This window comes from Burkholderia cepacia (assembly GCF_001039005.1).
GTDB lineage: Bacteria > Pseudomonadota > Gammaproteobacteria > Burkholderiales > Burkholderiaceae > Burkholderia > Burkholderia theae.
Genome location: NZ_LDWR01000027.1, coordinates 67,464 through 80,615, shown reverse-complemented (window position 1 = coordinate 80,615; position 13,152 = coordinate 67,464). Strand labels below are relative to the sequence as shown.

Sequence of the window (13,152 nt, the reverse complement as noted above, 5' to 3'; positions counted from 1 at the left end):
ATCGCCGCCCGCAGCAGATAGCAATTTAGGCTAATATGACGCCCGAACGACCCGCGAGCCGCGGCATGCAGCGCTTACGCCCCTCCCGTCCGGAGAGCGGAGCTACCTGCCACGGCGGCCGGCAGCCTACGGAGGCCGGTACGCCGCAACGCGCAAGCAGGCAGTCCCCGAACCGTAAGAGGTATTGACCCAATGAGCGAACAGATCAAACACATCAGCGACGCATCGTTCGAACAGGACGTCGTCAAGTCCGACAAGCCCGTGCTCGTCGATTTCTGGGCCGAATGGTGCGGCCCGTGCAAGATGATCGCCCCGATCCTCGACGAAGTCGCGAAGGACTACGGCGACAAGCTGCAGATCGCGAAGATCAACGTCGATGACAACCAGGCAACGCCCGCGAAGTTCGGCGTGCGCGGCATCCCGACGCTGATCCTGTTCAAGAACGGCGCGGCCGCCGCGCAGAAGGTCGGCGCGCTGTCGAAGTCGCAGCTCACCGCATTCCTGGACAGCCACCTGTAATACCGGCAGTTCCGCGGACGTGTTGTCAGCCGGCAACACGTCCGTCGTCAAGCCGCCGATCGGCCGCTCAAGCGCGAATCGGCCTATGCTAGAATTAAAAAACGTCTACAAGACGCATTTAAGTCTCTGAGCGCTTCCGCTCGCCCTCCTCCCTTTATTTCTTTCGTCGCTTCTCCTCCCTGGCGGGTTCTCCGTATGCATTTATCCGAGCTCAAGTCTCTGCACGTCTCCGAACTGATCGAAATGGCCAATGGCCTCGAGATCGAAAACGCGAACCGCCTGCGCAAGCAGGAGTTGATGTTCGCCATTCTCAAAAAGCGCGCCAAGACGGGAGAGACGATCTTCGGCGACGGTACGCTCGAAGTGCTGCCGGACGGCTTCGGCTTCCTCCGCTCGCCGGAAATGTCGTACCTCGCGAGCACCGACGACATCTATATCAGCCCGTCGCAGATCCGCCGCTTCAACCTGCACACCGGCGACACCATCGAAGGTGAAGTCCGCACGCCGAAGGACGGCGAGCGCTACTTCGCGCTGGTGAAGGTCGACAAAGTCAACGGGCAGCCGCCCGAGGCCTCGAAACACAAGATCATGTTCGAGAACCTCACGCCGCTGCACCCGAACAAGCCGCTGTCGCTTGAACGCGAAATGCGCGGCGAAGAGAACGTCACGGGCCGCATCATCGACATGATCGCGCCGATCGGCAAGGGCCAGCGCGGCCTGCTCGTCGCGTCGCCGAAGTCGGGCAAGACCGTGATGCTCCAGCACATCGCGCACGCGATCAAGCAGAACCACCCGGACGTGATCCTGTTCGTGCTGCTGATCGACGAACGCCCTGAAGAAGTGACCGAAATGCAGCGCTCGGTCGCCGGCGAAGTGATCGCATCGACGTTCGACGAACCGGCCACGCGTCACGTCCAGGTCGCCGAAATGGTGATCGAGAAGGCCAAGCGCCTCGTCGAAATGAAGCACGATGTCGTGATCCTGCTCGACTCGATCACGCGTCTCGCACGCGCTTACAACACCGTGATCCCGGCATCGGGTAAGGTGCTGACGGGTGGTGTCGACGCGAATGCGCTGCAGCGTCCGAAGCGCTTCTTCGGCGCGGCGCGCAACATCGAGGAAGGCGGTTCGCTGACGATCATCGGCACCGCGCTGATCGAAACCGGCAGCCGCATGGACGACGTGATCTATGAAGAGTTCAAGGGCACCGGCAACATGGAAGTGCACCTCGAGCGCCGCCTCGCGGAAAAGCGCGTGTATCCGTCGATCAACCTGAACAAGTCGGGCACGCGTCGCGAGGAAATGCTGATCAAACCCGAGATCCTTCAGAAGATCTGGGTGCTGCGCAAGTTCATCCACGACATGGATGAAGTCGAGGCAATGGAATTCCTGCTCGACAAGATTCGCCAGACGAAGAGCAACTCCGAGTTCTTCGACCTGATGCGCCGCGGCGGCTGATCGCCCCCGCTCCGCAACGAACGGCCGCCCGCGTATCTTGCCGGCGGCCGTTTTTCGATCCCAACCTGAACGTGAACGTACGGGTTGATCTATAATCGCGTCATCGCCCCGACCGAATCCCCCGCCTCCCGATGCCCAACGACACCTCCACCCCGCTGCTGACCGTGAGCGACGCCGCGTCGCGGCTCGGCGTCACGCCGCGCACGCTGAAGTATTACGAAGAGCGCGGGCTCGTCACGCCGTCGCGCAGCGAAGGCCGCTACCGCCTCTACGACGAAGCCGATCTCGAGCGCTTCGCGCGCATCCTGCGGCTGCGCGCGCTCGGCTTCTCGTTGCACGGCATCACCGAAATGCTGAAGCGCCCGCTCGAGGAAACGGGCGACGGACGACGCCGTTACTCGGACGCGTCGCTGCGCGACATCCGCACCGGCCTCGCTGAGCAGATCGGCACGCTCGACCGGCGGATCGCGGCCGTTCAGCGCGAACTGAAGGAAGCCGTCGCGCTGCGCAAGGAACTGCAGCACGACATCGACTACGTCGAGCGGCGTCTCGCCGGCGAAAACCCCGATGCGCTGATCGCACAGCGGCAGGCCGAAGCCGGAACGCGGCGCGCGCGCAAGGATCGCGAATGAATGCAATGCCCGGTCGTTCGCCGCTGTGGAGCCGCGCGAACCTGCGCGCGGATTTGTTCCCGTGGGCGCTTGCGCTCGTCACCGGCATCGACTACTTCGACAACGCGGTCTTCTCGTTCTTCGCGAGCTACATCGCGGGCGGCATCAACGCGTCGCCCGACGAACTCGTGTGGTCGTCGAGCGCGTACGCGGTCACGGCCGTGCTCGGCATCCTGCAGCAGCAATGGTGGGTCGACCGGCTCGGACATCGCCGCTACGTCGCCGGCTGCATGCTGATGTTCTCGTTCGGCGCGATCGCGGCCGCGCTCGCCGATACGTCGCTCGAACTCGCGTTCGCGCGCGGTTTCCAGGGTTATTTCATCGGCCCGATGATGGGCGCATGCCGGATCCTGATCCAGATCAGTTTCAAGCCGCAGGAACGGCCGCCCGCGACGCGCGCGTTTCTGATCATGATCCTGCTCGGCAGCGCGCTCGCGCCGATCGTCGGCGGGCTGCTCGTCGCGCATTCGACGTGGCGCGCGCTGTTTGCGTGCACGGCGCCGGCCGGCATCGCGTTCGCGATCCTCGCGCTGCTCACGCTGCCCGATTCGGGCAGAACCCCCGACGACGAACGCGGCTCCGGACACTTCTGGCCGTATGTCGTGTTCGCGCTCGCGCAAGGCGCGCTGCAGATCGTGCTGCAGCAGGTGCATTACCAGCTCTACAGTGGATCGCCGATGCTGATCCTGCTGACGATCGCGGGGCTCGGCGCGCTCGCGTGGTTCGCGTATCACCAATGGAATCACCCGACGCCGCTCGTGCGGTTGCACGCGTTCCGCGAGCGAACGTTCCAGGTCGGGCTGCTGCTCTACATGTTCTATTACTACGAGACGACGGGTTTCAGTTACCTGACATCGCGGTTTCTCGAAGGCGGGCTCGGTTATCCGGTCGAGAACGCCGGGCGGCTGGTGGGCACGATGTCGCTGATTTCGGCCACCGCGCTGTTCGCGTACCTGCGCTACGCGAAATTCGTCACGCACAAGAAGTGGTTCGTGGTGCCGGGGTTCGCGATCGCGGTCACGGCCGCGCTGTGGATGACGCGGATGACGCCGCAGGTCGGCGAAGCCGCGCTGATCGTCCCGCTGCTGCTGCGCGGCCTGCTGCTGCTCTTCATCGTGCTGCCGGTCGCCAACCTGACGTTCCGGATCTTCGCGATCGACGAATACACGCACGGCTACCGGCTGAAGAACATCGTGCGGCAACTGACGATCTCGTTCGCGACGTCGTCGGTGATCATCGTCGAGCAGCATCGCGTGGCCGTGCACCAGACGCGACTGGTCGAGCGCGCGAACGTGTTCGACCCGCTGTTCCAGCAGACCGTCGACACGCTGACGCGCAGCTATGCGGCGGCCGGCCACGCGCTGAACGAGGCGCACGGCCTCGCGATTGCCGCCATCGCCCGCATGGTCGCGCAACAGGCATCGTTCCTGGCGTCGCTCGACGGCTTTTACTTCCTGGCGGGCGTGGCGCTCGTCGGCGGCCTCTTCGCAGCATGGCAAAAAGAGATCGATTGAGTTAAAAGACAGAGTCTGGATTTCCGCGAACCGCCTCCATGCTCTCGAAACTGACCCGCTGGTTCGACGACCGCCGCCGCGACCGCGCGCTGCGCAGCCACCCGATCTCGGACGCGCTGTGGCACGAAACCGTCGAGCGCCTGCCGTTCCTCGCCACGCTGTCGCCCGACGCGCTCGGCCGGCTGCGCGAGCTGACGAGCCTGTTCGTCGCGAAGAAATCGTTTTCGACCGCGCACGGGCTCGAACTGACCGACGCGATGATCGTTGCGATCGCCGCGCAGGCCTGCCTGCCGGTGCTGAATCTCGACCTGTCGCTGTACGACGGCTGGGTCGGCGTCGTCGTGTATCCGGGCGAATTCCTGATCCGCAAGACCGTGCAGGACGAAGACGGGGTGGTCCACGAAGTCGAACAGGATGCGAGCGGCGAGGCCTGGGAAGGCGGCCCCGTGATCCTGTCATGGGAAGACGCGCAGATGACGGACGGCCAGGACGCGTACAACGTCGTGATCCACGAGTTCGCACACAAGATCGACATGCTCAACGGCGCGGCCGACGGCTATCCGCCCCTTTTTCGCCGCTGGCACGCGCCCCATCTCGACGCGCAGGCGTGGGCCGACGTGTTCGAGCATGCGTACGACCAGTTCTGCGCGCGCGTCGACGCGGTGCCGGACCGCGCGTGGGCTCGCTTCGAGCGGGAATCGCTGATCGATCCGTATGCGGCCGACCACCCGTCGGAATTCTTCGCGGTGTGCAGCGAAGCGCTGTTCGTGAGACCGCGTGCGTTCGAGTCCGAATTTCCGGAGCTGTACCGGCTGCTCGCCCGCTACTATCGACAGGATCCGGCCGGCACCGGCGCGCTCGACGCACCGTGAAAATTATTCGTCAACCATCTGATTTTCTGGCATAATCGCCGTTTTTCGACCTTAGGCAAGTGGCTCGCGCCGGGCTTGGCGTCGGCTGGTACGCGTAATTCACGCGATCCGGCACGGCAAGCGGCGGGTTGGCTACCGCTCTCACCAAGGAAAGACCATGAAAGAAGGCATCCACCCGAATTACCGCGAAGTCGTCTTCCAAGACATGTCGAACGGCTTCAAGTTCATCACGCGCTCGACGATCCAGACGCGCGAAAACATCGAACTCGACGGCAAGACCTACCCGCTCGCCAAGATCGAAGTGTCGTCGGAATCGCACTCGTTCTACACGGGTCAGCAAAAGATCATGGACACGGCAGGCCGTGTCGAGAAGTTCAAGAACAAGTTCGGCGTTCGCGCCAGCGGCAAGGCGAAGTAAGCTTCGCACCGCATCCGGTGGTTGCAACGCACCGGTATCGCACAAAAGGGCAGCCCAGGCTGCCCTTTTTTGTCTCTGCTCACCCGGAAATCGCCGGCCGGCGCCCGGGGTATCGACCTGACGCGCACCAGCCGGCGCGTCTACAATGCCGGATGCTCGAAACCGGCTCGGCCGCGCGCGATCGCGCCGGCCGCCCGCCCATAACAAATCGCTCATCTGCATGAAGCCTGTCGTCCGTCTCACCGCCTCCGCCACGCGTGCGCTGCCGCGCTGGCTGCTGCTCACCCTCTGCTTCGTCTACGCAGCGTTCGGCCTGTTCGGCCGCGACCCGTGGAAAAACGAGGACGCGGCGGGCTTCGGCGTGATGTGGACGATGGCCAAGGGCGGCTGGCACGACTGGCTGCTGCCGAACCTCGTCGGCAAGTTCATCACGACCGACGGGCCGCTCGGCTACTGGCTCGGTGCGCTGTCGATCCGCGGCCTCGGCCCGTGGGTCGATGCGAGCAACGCGTCGCGCGTCGATACGGGCGTGCTGTTCTGCGTCGCGTGCGCGTTCGTCTGGTACGCGGCCTACCTGCTCGGCCGGCGCGCCGAGGTCCAGCCGTTCAAGTACGCATTCGGCGGCGAGCCCGAGCCGCGCGACTACGGCCGCACGCTGGCCGACGGCGCGCTGCTGGTCCTCGTCGCCTGCTTCGGCCTCGCGGAACGCGGGCACGAAACGACGCCGCAGGTCGCGCAGTTCGCGTGGATCGCGATGCTCGTCTACGGGATCGTGCGCGGCATCGACAAGCCGATGCAGGGCGCGCTGTGGTGGGGCCTCGCGATCGGCCTCGTCGCGCTGTCCGGCAATCCCGTGCTGGTCGTCGCGCTGCTCGCCGGCACGGCCGCGCTGTGGCTCGTCACGCCCGAGATGCGCAACCTGCGCCTGCCGCTGGTCGGCGTGCCGCTCGCGGCCGCGATCTTCGCGCTGTGGCCGCTTGCCGCATTCGTCGCGGCGCCCGACGACGCCGCATGGTTCTTCAACCAGTGGATCCACGGCAGCCTGATGCGCTTTTCGGGCCCGCCGACCGCCGTGCTCGCTTATGCCGCGAAAAACCTGCCGCTGTTCACGTGGCCCGCGTGGCCGCTCGCGATCTGGGCGTGGTGGAGCTGGGCCGGCATGCGCCGCCGCGCGCACATCGCGATTCCGCTGTCGGTCGCCGTGCCGCTCGTTGCGCTCGTGATCCTGCAAAGCCAGCAGTCGAACCGCATGTACATGCTGCTGCTGCCGCCGCTCGCGGTGCTGGCGACGTTCGCGCTGCCGACCCTCAAGCGCGGCGCGATCAACGCGTTCGACTGGTTCGCGGTGCTGAGCTTCACGATCCTCGGCACCTTCGTATGGCTCGTGTGGCTCGCATCGCTCACGGGCTTCCCGCATCCGCTCGCGCGCAACCTCGCGCGTCTCGTGCCCGGCTACGAGCCGCATTTCAAGATCCTGTCGTTCATCTGCGCGGTGATCGTCACGGTGTGCTGGTGCGTGCTCGTGCGCTGGCGCATCTCGCGGCAGCCGAAGGTGCTGTGGCGCAGCGTCGTGCTGTCGGGTGCGGGCACCACGCTGATGTGGGTACTGCTGATGACGCTGTGGCTGCCGATCGTCAACTACGGCCGGACCTATCGCGATGTCGCGCAGCAGATCGCGGTGCACCTGCCGTCCGACTACGAGTGCATCTCGCCGGTGCGGCTCGGCGATGCGCAGATCGCGACCTTCGCGTATTTCGGCAACATGCATTTCGATTTCTCCGGCGACTGCGACGTGATCCTTCGCCAGGACCGCGCGGACTTCGGCGAGCCGAGCGCGATGTCGCAATACGTGTGGCGTCTCGTGTGGGAAGGCCGTCGTGTCGCCGACCGTGACGAACGCTTCCGCCTTTACGAGCGCATCGAGCGGCCGAAGACGCCTGTCAAGCGGCGTCCGCCGCGCCGCCAGGCGGCCGATTGACGATGCTCGGCGACATCCGCCGAATCGTCGGTCTCGCGTGGCCGGTGCTGGTGGGCCAGCTCGCGATCATCGCGTTCGGCGTGATCGACACCGCGATGGTCGGCCGCTACTCGGCCACCGATCTGGCCGCGCTCGGGCTCGGTTCGTCGATCTACGTGTCGATCTATATCGGCCTGACGGGCATCCTGTCCGCGCTGCAGCCGATCACCGGGCAACTGTATGGCGCGCGGCGCTATACCGAGATCGGCGAGGAAGTACGCCAGGCATTGTGGCTCGCGCTGCTGCTCGCGGTGCCCGGCTTCCTGCTGCTGCATTTTCCCGAACCGCTGCTGCACCTCGCGCACACGCCCGCCGCGCTGCACGACCGCACCGTCGACTACCTGCGCATCCTGTCCTACGGGCTGCCCGCCAGCCTCGTATTCCGCATCTACAACGCGCTGACCAACGCGGCCGGCAAACCGCGCCTCGCGATGATCCTGCAGATCGGCGCGCTGCTGCTCAAGTTTCCGCTCAACGTGTGGTTCATCTTCGGCGGGTTCGGCGTGCCGGCGCTCGGCGGCCCGGGCTGCGGGCTCGCCAGTACGCTGATCAACTGGGCGCTCGCGCTGATCGGCTACACGCTGCTCGCGAAACTCGACGTGTTCGCGCCGCTCGCGATCTTCTCGCGCTTCTGCTGGCCCGTCTGGGAACGCCAGAAGGCGATCCTGAAGCTCGGCGTGCCGATGGGCCTGTCGTACCTGATCGAGGTCACGTCGTACACGTGCATGGCGCTGTTCATCGCGCAGTTCGGCACGACGACGCTTGCCGGCCACCAGATTGCCGGCAACATCGGCGCGGTGCTGTACATGACGCCGCTGTCGATCGGCGTGGCGGCCTCGACGCTGGTCGCGCGCGCGCTCGGTGCCGGACGTCCCGAAGAAGCACGGTTGCTCGGCCGGCACAGCGTGATATTCGCGTGCGGCGTCGCCGCCACCTACGGCGTGCTCGTGTTCACGCTGCGCCCGCTGATCGTCAGCGGCTATACGCCGAACCCGGCCGTCGCTGCGGCCGCGATGCCGCTCGTCGCGATCGTCGCGTGCTACCACTGCTTCGATGCGCTACAGGTCACGTCGGCCTTCGTGCTGCGCGCGTACAAGGTGGCGATCGTGCCGACCGTGATCTATGCGGTCGCGCTGTGGGGCGTCGGACTCAGCGGCGGTTACGTGCTCGGCTTCGACGTGGGCGGCATCGCGCCCGCGTGGCTGACGGGCGCGCGCGGCTTCTGGTTCGCGAACACGATCAGCCTGATGCTCGCGGGCGCCGGGCTCGTGTTCTACCTGCGCCGCGTGAGTCGCGCGCACGTCGCGGCCGAGGCCTGACGCGTCGTCCGGCAGCTGCGCAGTGTGCCGCGGCATGCGTGCGCGGTGTACGACGCCGCGCGCGTGACGCGGCACGACCTGCCGGCCGACATCGCCGTGCAGCTCGGCGAATGCCCGATCGTCAGCGGATCGGCGGCAGAACGTTTCGATACGGTTTTCGACATGCCAGGAACAAAACCACGCCCCGCGACACCGTAAAGAATGGTCAAAATCGCCGCCCGGCGCGGCTTTCGGTCTTTACAGCAACGCAAGCCTTCAGCAAGATTCGGTCAGCCTGTCTTAAAAAGGGCACGCATTTGTCCTATGCTTAACGGCGACACTTCGCCGGGTCTCGCCCCGCCGTCCGTTGCAACAGCCATTCATCCGTCAGAACCAGGGAGCCTTTGCCATGCTGAAAAAGCTGCTGATGCTGTTCGTCGCGCTATCGCTGTCGCTTGCCGCCGGCCTTGCCGCGGCCGTCGAAGTCAACACGGCCGACCAGGCCGCGCTCGAATCCGTGAAGGGGCTCGGGCCGGTGAAGTCCAAGGCGATCATCGACGAACGCACCAAGAACGGCCCGTTCAAGGACGCCGACGATCTGGCGAACCGCGTGAAGGGCCTCGGCACGAAATCGGTCGGGCATCTCGAGGAAAATGGCCTGACGATCGGCGGCTCGGCGACGCCGCCCAAGGGTGTGAAGCTGTCGAAGCCGGCCGCGACGGCACCCGCCACCACGCCGGCGACGACGTCGGCAGGCACCGCGTCGACGTCCACGACCACGACGGCCGCTACGACGGCTACGGCACCGGCCCCGGCTGCCAGCGCACCGGACGCGGCAACGAAGCCGGCGAAGAGCAAGCGTATGTCGAAGAAGGAAAAGGCGGCGGCTGCCGCGTCGGCGTCCGCGGAAGCGGGTGCGAGCGCACCGGCCGCGGCATCGTCCGCGAAGGCGGCGAAGGGTTCGAAGAAGAAGAGCAAGAAGGACAAGGCAGCCTCCGCCGCCGCGGCGTCGGGCGCCTGATGTGCGCCGCGCGCGCGACGGCGTGCGCGCGGTATTCGTTCAACGGGCGCCGTCGTCACGGCGCCCTTCTCAGTGAAGGTGAAGAACCATGGGTCTCCTCGACATCGTTGGCGGTCTGATCGGCGGCCAGGCAGGCGGCAACTCGCAAAGCGCGCTGATCACCACCGCGCTCGAATTCATCAACAACCAGCCGGGCGGCCTGAACGGCCTGATCGAGAAGTTCAAGGCAGGCGGCGCCGGCGACATCATCGGCTCGTGGGTCGGCAACGGCCAGAACCAGCCGATCTCGCCCGACGCGCTGCAGAACGTGCTCGGCTCCGACGCGATCGGCGCACTGGCGAGCAAGTTCGGCGTCGACCCGTCGATGGCATCGACTGTCCTCGCGCAGGTGCTGCCGCACGTCGTGAACCACGCGACGCCGGACGGCGCGGTGCCGGCCGACGGCCAGGCGCAGGTCGACCCGTCGAACGTGCTCGGCTCGCTGTCGCAGCTCGCCGGCATGTTCGGCGGCAACAAGCAGGGCTAAAGGGCCAGGCGCGCCGCGCAGCGGCCGCTTCAGCCGCCCCATAAGCAAACACCCCGCCTCGGCGGGGTGTTTGTTTTTGCGCGCCCGGCGCGAACCGGGCGGGCGGCCGATGGCAGGCGATCAGTGAACGACGCGGTCGAACACGAACTTGCCGTCGTTGATGTCGACCGGAATCACGTCCTTCGGACCGAAGCGGCCCGCGAGGATGAGCTTCGCGACCGGGTTCTCGATCTCCTGCTGGATCGCGCGCTTCAGCGGCCGCGCACCGAACAGCGGATCGTAGCCGACCTTCGCGATCTGCTCGAGCGCCGCTTCCGACACGTCGAGCGCCATGTCGAGCTTCGCGAGCCGTTCGTGCAGACGCGCCAGCTGGATCTTCGCGATCGACTCGATGTTGCTGCGGTCGAGCGCATGGAACACGACGACGTCGTCGATCCGGTTCAGGAACTCGGGGCGGAAATGCTGCTTCACCTCAAGCCACACGGCGTCCTTGATCTCGTCCTGCGGCGCACCGGTCATCGCCTGGATCACCTGCGAGCCGAGGTTCGACGTCATCACGATCACCGTGTTCTTGAAGTCGACCGTGCGCCCCTGCCCGTCCGTCATGCGGCCGTCGTCGAGCACCTGCAGCAGCACGTTGAACACGTCCGGATGCGCCTTCTCGATCTCGTCGAGCAGGATCACGCTGTACGGTTTGCGGCGCACGGCTTCCGTCAGGTAGCCGCCTTCCTCGTAGCCGACATAGCCCGGCGGCGCGCCGATCAGCCGCGCGACGCTGTGCTTCTCCATGAATTCGCTCATGTCGATGCGGATCAGGTGCTCTTCCGAATCGAACAGGAACGACGCCAGCGCCTTGCACAGCTCGGTCTTGCCGACACCCGTCGGGCCGAGGAACAGGAACGAGCCGTACGGACGGTTCGGATCGGCGAGACCCGCGCGCGAACGGCGGATCGCGTCGGCCACCGCGCCGATCGCCTCGTGCTGGCCGACCACGCGCTCGTGCAGCTTTTCCTCGATGTGCAGCAGCTTCTCGCGTTCGCCCTGCATCATCCGCGACACGGGAATCCCCGTCGAACGCGACACGACTTCCGCGATTTCCTCGGCGCCGACCTGCGTGCGCAGCAGGCGCGGACGCGTCGGGTTGTGCTGCTCCTTCTCTTCGGCCTGCGTGACCTGCTTCAGTTGCGCCTCGAGCTGCGGCAGCTTGCCGTACTGCAGTTCGGCGACCTTCTCGAGCTTGCCGTCACGCTGCAGCCGCGCGATGTCCGCACGCACCTTCTCGATCTCTTCCTTCAACTGCGCGCTGCCTTGCACCGCCGCCTTCTCGACGGTCCAGATCTCCTCGAGGTCCGCGTATTCGCGGCCGAGGCGGTCGATCTCTTCCTCGATCAACTGCAGGCGCTTCTGCGACGCTTCGTCCGGCTCCTTCTTCACGGCTTCGCGCTCGATCTTCAGCTGGATCAGCCGGCGGTCGAGCTTGTCCATCTCTTCGGGCTTCGAATCGATTTCCATCTTGATCTTCGAAGCGGCTTCGTCGATCAGGTCGATCGCCTTGTCGGGCAGGAAGCGGTCGGTGATGTAGCGATGCGACAGCTCGGCCGCGGCGACGATCGCCGGGTCGGTGATGTCGACGCCGTGGTGCAGTTCGTACTTCTCCTGCAGCCCGCGCAGGATCGCGATCGTCGCCTCGACGCTCGGCTCGTCGACCAGCACCTTCTGGAAGCGGCGCTCGAGCGCGGCATCCTTCTCGATGTACTTGCGGTATTCGTCGAGCGTGGTCGCGCCGATGCAGTGCAGCTCGCCGCGCGACAACGCCGGCTTCAGCATGTTGCCCGCATCCATCGCGCCTTCGGCCTTGCCCGCGCCGACCATCGTGTGGATTTCGTCGATGAAGACGATCGTCTGGCCTTCGTCCTTCGCGATGTCGTTGAGCACGGCCTTCAGGCGCTCCTCGAATTCGCCGCGGTACTTCGCGCCCGCGAGCAGCGCGGCCATGTCGAGCGACAGCACCCGCTTGCCCTTCAGCGTCTCGGGCACTTCGCCGTTGACGATCCGTTGTGCGAGCCCTTCGACGATCGCGGTCTTGCCGACGCCCGGCTCGCCGATCAGCACCGGGTTGTTCTTCGTGCGGCGTTGCAGGATCTGGATCGAGCGGCGGATTTCGTCGTCGCGACCGATCACCGGATCGAGCTTGCCCGCACGGGCACGCTCGGTCAGGTCGACCGTGTATTTCTTGAGCGCCTCGCGCTGGCTTTCCGCGTCCTGGCTGTGCACCTGCGAGCCGCCGCGCACCGCGGCGATCGCGGCTTCGAGCGACTTGCGCGTGAGGCCGTGCTGACGCGCGAGCTTGCCGGCTTCGCCCTTGTCGTCGGAGACGGCGAGCAGGAACATCTCGCTCGCGATGAACGTGTCGTTGAGCTTCTGCGCTTCCTTGTCGGCCTGGTTCAGCAGCCCGGACAGCTCGCGGCCGATCTGGATGTCGCCGCCCGTGCCCGTCACTTGCGGCAGGCGCGAGATCGCCTCGTTCAGCGCGCCTTGCAGCGCCTGGATGTGAACCCCCGCGCGCGACATCAGCGAGCGGGCGGAACCGTCCTGCTGCGCGACCAGCGCCGCCAGTACGTGAACGGGTTCGATGTATTGATTGTCGCGGCCTGCCGCGAGGCTTTGCGCGTCCGAGAGTGCTTCCTGGAACTTGGTGGTGAGCTTGTCGATTCTCATTTAGTCGAGACCTCCAATTTTCGATTAACACCAAGATGAGGATGGTTATGCGGCTTTCAAGCGAAATTCGGGTTGATTCAGCGCAAAAATTGCTGGATATCCGTGAAGCGGCCCAGGAGC

The 13,152-nt window shown here is 65.7% G+C and carries 12 protein-coding genes; 11 read left to right on the top strand and 1 reads right to left on the bottom strand.

What is annotated here, in order from left to right; all coding sequences use genetic code 11:
- The first annotated feature begins 192 nt into the window (after nucleotides 1-192).
- The 11 genes from trxA (at nucleotide 193) to VL15_RS16580 (ending at nucleotide 10,314) form a co-directional block, all read left to right on the top strand.
- The gene (gene trxA, locus VL15_RS16625; protein ID WP_006402348.1) at nucleotides 193-519 is read left to right on the top strand and encodes a thioredoxin TrxA; all 327 of its coding nucleotides are present in this window, start codon (nucleotides 193-195) and stop codon (nucleotides 517-519) included.
- A gap of 195 nt (nucleotides 520-714) precedes the next feature.
- Complete coding sequence (rho, locus tag VL15_RS16620; RefSeq protein ID WP_006478662.1) at nucleotides 715-1,977, top strand: transcription termination factor Rho; 1,263 nt, start codon at nucleotides 715-717, stop codon at nucleotides 1,975-1,977.
- Nucleotides 1,978-2,108: 131 nt separating this feature from the next.
- Entirely contained in the window at nucleotides 2,109-2,609 is a 501-nt protein-coding gene (locus VL15_RS16615) for a MerR family transcriptional regulator (protein WP_048246886.1), read from the top strand.
- Nucleotides 2,606-4,162 (top strand): MFS transporter, encoded by a 1,557-nt coding sequence (locus tag VL15_RS16610; protein WP_048246884.1) that lies wholly within the window; start codon nucleotides 2,606-2,608, stop codon nucleotides 4,160-4,162. Before VL15_RS16615 ends, VL15_RS16610 begins: the two co-directional genes overlap by 4 nt.
- 38 nt (nucleotides 4,163-4,200) lie before the next feature.
- Complete coding sequence (locus VL15_RS16605) at nucleotides 4,201-5,034, top strand: zinc-dependent peptidase (protein ID WP_048246883.1); 834 nt, start codon at nucleotides 4,201-4,203, stop codon at nucleotides 5,032-5,034.
- A 157-nt stretch (nucleotides 5,035-5,191) separates the two neighbouring features.
- Nucleotides 5,192-5,452, top strand: coding sequence for a type B 50S ribosomal protein L31 (locus VL15_RS16600; RefSeq protein WP_006753671.1), 261 nt, complete (start codon nucleotides 5,192-5,194; stop codon nucleotides 5,450-5,452).
- A gap of 145 nt (nucleotides 5,453-5,597) precedes the next feature.
- On the top strand, nucleotides 5,598-7,430 hold the full coding sequence (locus VL15_RS16595) for an ArnT family glycosyltransferase (RefSeq protein WP_155420241.1): 1,833 nt from the start codon (nucleotides 5,598-5,600) through the stop codon (nucleotides 7,428-7,430).
- 2 nt (nucleotides 7,431-7,432) lie between these two features.
- Complete coding sequence (locus VL15_RS16590; RefSeq protein ID WP_048246879.1) at nucleotides 7,433-8,788, top strand: MATE family efflux transporter; 1,356 nt, start codon at nucleotides 7,433-7,435, stop codon at nucleotides 8,786-8,788.
- A 45-nt stretch (nucleotides 8,789-8,833) separates the two neighbouring features.
- Nucleotides 8,834-8,986 (top strand): hypothetical protein, encoded by a 153-nt coding sequence (locus VL15_RS42035; protein WP_155420240.1) that lies wholly within the window; start codon nucleotides 8,834-8,836, stop codon nucleotides 8,984-8,986.
- Between the two features lie 190 nt (nucleotides 8,987-9,176).
- Nucleotides 9,177-9,788 (top strand): ComEA family DNA-binding protein, encoded by a 612-nt coding sequence (locus tag VL15_RS16585; protein WP_048246877.1) that lies wholly within the window; start codon nucleotides 9,177-9,179, stop codon nucleotides 9,786-9,788.
- An 88-nt stretch (nucleotides 9,789-9,876) separates the two neighbouring features.
- Complete coding sequence (locus VL15_RS16580; RefSeq protein WP_048246875.1) at nucleotides 9,877-10,314, top strand: YidB family protein; 438 nt, start codon at nucleotides 9,877-9,879, stop codon at nucleotides 10,312-10,314.
- A 120-nt stretch (nucleotides 10,315-10,434) separates the two neighbouring features.
- Here VL15_RS16580 and clpB read toward each other — a convergent pair whose 3' ends face one another.
- Nucleotides 10,435-13,032, bottom strand: coding sequence for an ATP-dependent chaperone ClpB (gene clpB / locus VL15_RS16575; protein ID WP_048246873.1), 2,598 nt, complete (start codon nucleotides 13,030-13,032; stop codon nucleotides 10,435-10,437).
- Between the last annotated feature and the right edge of the window lie 120 nt (nucleotides 13,033-13,152).